The organism is Deltaproteobacteria bacterium (assembly GCA_016218975.1).
Classification (GTDB): Bacteria; Desulfobacterota; Deferrimicrobia; order Deferrimicrobiales; family Deferrimicrobiaceae; genus JAENIX01.
In genome coordinates this window covers 1-4277 of record JACRCO010000066.1, presented here as the reverse complement: position 1 = coordinate 4277, position 4277 = coordinate 1, and the positions used below count along the sequence as shown (strand labels likewise).

3 protein-coding genes are annotated in these 4277 nt (G+C 62.4%); all 3 read right to left on the bottom strand.

The genetic code is table 11. The features are described from left to right. On the bottom strand, positions 1-1244 hold a 1244-nt coding region (locus tag HY896_09095; protein ID MBI5576501.1), incomplete at its 3' end, for a hypothetical protein. A gap of 388 nt (positions 1245-1632) precedes the next feature. Beyond that, entirely contained in the window at positions 1633-3021 is a 1389-nt protein-coding gene (locus tag HY896_09090; GenBank protein MBI5576500.1) for a sigma-54-dependent Fis family transcriptional regulator, read from the bottom strand. Then, positions 3018-4277 (bottom strand): HAMP domain-containing protein (locus HY896_09085; GenBank protein ID MBI5576499.1); only part of this gene is annotated, 1260 nt, incomplete at its 5' end. The genes HY896_09090 and HY896_09085, both read right to left, overlap by 4 nt.

Below are 4277 nucleotides of genomic sequence, written 5' to 3'. Positions count from 1 at the left end.
ATCTCGTGGTCCCTCGCAAGGCCGTATGTGTGGCAGCCGATGCAGGCGACCTTGGTGCCGGTGTTGTCCATATGCCCCGCCACGGAAGTTTCCACGTGCACATACGTCCCGTGGCAATCGGTGCACTGGACGTCGCCGCGCGCCGACCACTCATACGTCATCCCCGGCAGGTTGTGGATGTTGCCGGCCGCAGTGGTGGCCGTTCCGTGGCAGCCCGCGCAAGTCATCTGGGAATGGCCCGTGTTCGTTCCACCAGTGAGCGGAGAGAGAGTCGTGCTTCCCGAGATCTGAAGCTCGTACGCCTGCGAGTGGCGTTTTGCGGCGGTGGCCTTCACCTTCGCCCATTGAGTGCTCGTGGCGGAGTGATCCGGACCCGTCCAGTAGTAGGCGTTGGCGGCGGGTTTCTGGAAGCCCGTGTGGCATGCCTTGCACACGCCTTCCGTGTCGGTCGCGAAGTACGCCCTCGTGCGGAATTCATGGGACGCCACGTTGGTCGTCCAGTCCATATAGTATTCGGACATGCTGTCCGGTACCGCGGTGGACCCGTCGGTCGTGTTGTTCGTCTGGGCCTGGTCCCAATACTCAAGAACTGAATGACTGTTTTTCCTGGCGATCGTGGACTTGAAGTGGCAGGTCCCGCAGGACGCGTGGCACCGGTTGCAATTTCCGGCCGCATAGTCCTCGCCGATCGTCGTGGGCTTGCCTTCCTGCTCGGTCGCGATCGTCGTCAGGTTGGCGTCGATGCGTGCGGCGCGCTGCTTGAAGATCGTGGCGTGGGCGCTGTACTCGAACCCGGAGTGACTGGTGTGGCAGGTAACGCAGCTTCGCGACGCCGCCGTGTAATAGTTGCGCGTCCTCAGCACTTCGTTCGTGCGGATGGATTCTACGGCCTGGCTGCGGCTGAACCGCGCCCAGCCGCCGTACGTCTTGTCGACGGGACCATGGGAGCCCCCGGCCGCGTTTATATCGGTGTGGCAGCCGACGCAGAACTGGCTCCCGTGCGTGCTTGCCGCGTAGAGCGTTGCATTCACATAGAGAGGAACGGTTTCATTGTTGCCCTGATCGTTGACGATCGTCTTCGCCAGTACGGTGTTGCCGTGGCAGTCGGCGGCGAGGCAGGTGGCGTTGGACACGGGAGAGGATAACGACCCGCTCACCGAAACCGAAGTCGATTTGTCGCCGTTGCACCCGGCCCAGGTCGTGACGACCATTGTTAGCATTACCCAGATCAGCCTCCGTCTCATGATTTCTCCTTTCCGGCGCAAGAGTGGCCTCGATCTATATGGCAGTGACGATGGCATTGGCGGTCCGGCCCCGCGATAGCGGGCGTCCCTTTGCCCTACGTCCTACGCAAGCGTCGCGCCACACCGGCCGGAAACGCGGAAGTGACTGTTTTCAGGCCGGAAATACAACTTGTTGAAGAATCCCCGCGAATCGGGGAAAAGGGGTTTTCTGCGCGGTCCTGACGCACCTATCCCGCGGAGCAGGAATGGTTATGCTTATCCGTCAACGATTTTTCCATCGGAATCGGGGGGGTGGGAATTGACGCACCGGGGAGCAGGAATCGACGCACCGGCCGCAGAAGCATGGTGGGAAATGCGGGCGTGGGACGAATCCCGCCGGGAGATGTCCCTATTCGTCGGGCCGGAAAGCGGAGGACCGCACGCCGTAGCGGCGCAGGAGCCGCTGGAAGTTCCCCCGGTCCATGCCGATGGACTCGGCGGCCCTGGAGACGTTGCCGCCGTGCTCCGTAAGCGCCTTGTCGATGAACTTTCGATGGAAATCGTCCAGCATCCGCTGCTTCGCCTCCTGGTAGCCGGCGCCGGGGGCGATCGCATCGAACGCTGAACTTCCGCTTGTCATCTCGGCAGGCAGGTCGTCCGGCCCGATGGTCCTTCCAGGCCTCAGGATCGTCAGCCGTTCCACGAGGTTCTTGAGTTCCCGCACGTTGCCCGGCCAGGCGTATGACCCGAGGGTCTCAAGCGTCTCATCGGCGAACCGGATCTCCCGCTGCTTCGGCACCGCGTATTTGCCTGTAAAATGCCCGGCCAGAAGGGGGATGTCCTCCCTGCGTTCCCGAAGGGGCGGGACGCGGATGGGCACCACCGCCAAACGGTAATAAAGGTCCTCACGGAAATCCCCGTGCTTGATGAGGGCGGGGAGGTCCTTGTTGGTGGCGGCGACGATCCGCGTGTCCACCTCTATCTCCCGGAAGTCGCCGATCCGTCTGATCCGCCCATCCTGGAGCACCCGCAACAGCTTGGCCTGGAGCGCCGTCGAGAGGTCGCCGATCTCGTCCAGGAAGAGGGTGCCCTTGTCCGCATGCTCGAACAGCCCCTTCTTGTTTTCCGCCGCCCCCGTGTAGGATCCCTTGAGGTGGCCGAACAGCTCCGACTCGAGCAGGTTATCGGGGATCGCGCTGCAGTTGATCGGCACGAACATCCTTTCCGCCCGGTCCCCGCGGAAGTGGATCGCCCGTGCGATAAGTTCCTTGCCGGTGCCGCTCTCCCCCTGGATCAGCACGCCCGCCCCGCTGCGGGAAAGGCTGTCGACCACCTCGAAGAGATCGCGCATGCAAGGGGATTCGCCGACCAGGTCCGCAAACCCGGAGCGGGTCCGGATCTCTCCCTTGAGGTAGAGATTTTCGGCGATCAGCGCCTTCCGCTCGAAGATCTTGCGGAACAGGATGACGAGCTCGTCCACCTGGAAGGGCTTGAGAAGGTAGTCCTGCGCGCCTTTCTTCAGCGCTTCGATGGCGGACTCGACCGTCGCATTCGCCGTCATGACGATCACGTCCGTGCCCGCGCCGATCGACTTCGCGTATTCGAGGATGTCGATCCCGTTGCCGTCAGGCAGGTAGATGTCGGTCAGGACGATCCCGGGCGCTTCACTGCGGACCCGGTCGATTCCGTCCGCAACGGTATTGGAGACGGCCACGTCGTATCCTTCGCGGCGCAGCACACGCGACAGGACCGCCGATAGGTTGAGGTCGTCTTCGACGACGAGGATGTTCCGGTTCATGCGGTGTTATCCTCCGGGCTCTTCGGAATGAAGATGCGGAACGTGGTCCCCTTGCCCTCCTCGCTTTCCACCTCTATCTTGCCGTTGTGTTCCCGGATAATTCCGTAGGTGATGGCGAGTCCCAGGCCTGTTCCTTCTTCCTTCGTCGTGAAGAACGGCTGAAAGATCTTCTTGATCTGGTCCTTGGGGATGCCCACACCCGTGTCGGAAACGGCGATTTCGACACCCTCGAAGTGCGGTTCCCGGATGTTGCGGGTGACGACCCTGAGCTCGCCCCCCCCTGGCATGGCCTGTACCGCATTCAATATTACGTTCAGGAAGACCTGCCGGAGCTGGCCCGCTCCGGCCAGGATCGGCATTACGGCCGAATCCAGGTCCTTGACCAGCGCGATCGATTTCGCCCTGGGCTGGAACTCCAGGATCTTGAACAACTCCCGGAGGACGTCGTTGACGTTCGATCTTTCTTTTTTCGATTTTGCGGACCGCGCGAATCCCAGCAGGCTCCGGGTGATCTTGATAGCCTGGTTGGCCTCGTACTCGATCACCTCGATGTCCTTGAGCAGGCCGGGGTTGTCCCGCACGTCCTGCTTGACGAGCTGGGCCATGTTCAGAACCACGCTCAAGGGCGTGCTGAGCTCGTGGGAGATCCCCGACGACAGCGTCCCGATCGCCGCCATCGTCTCCGCGCGCACCATCTGTTCCTGGGCGGATTTCAGCTCCCGGTTGGCGCGGGCAAGGCCCCCGGTGGCTTCCCGCACCCGTTCTTCGAGCCGGTCGTTGAAATCCGCCAGTTCCGCCAGGTGCCGGTCCTTCTCCATGTTCATCTCGTTCAGGCGGTCGATCATGCCGTTGAACCGGTCCGCCAGGTACCCGATCTCATCCTTCGACCGGATAGCGATCTTGTCCTGGAACTTGCCGTCCGCCACGCTCTTGATTCCCTTGACGAAGGCGTCGACCGGCCGCGCCACCGCGCGGATCGTGACGGCGAAGGCGAGGATGGCCAGCGCGACGGAGACGCCGAGGAATCCGTAGACTGTATGCTTCGAACGGTCCTTGAGGCTGCGTGTCCGGTTCTCGATTTCGTCCCGCATCTTCCCGAGGGAATGGAGCGTGCTGGACAGGCTGGCCACGATCAGCGTTCCACGGGCGATGACATCATCGATCTCGACGATACCTCTCCCGGAGTGGGACGGATCGGCGTGTTGGCGCAGGAGATCGTGGAATTCCCGAAGCTCCGCCTTCGTGCCCGTCAACGT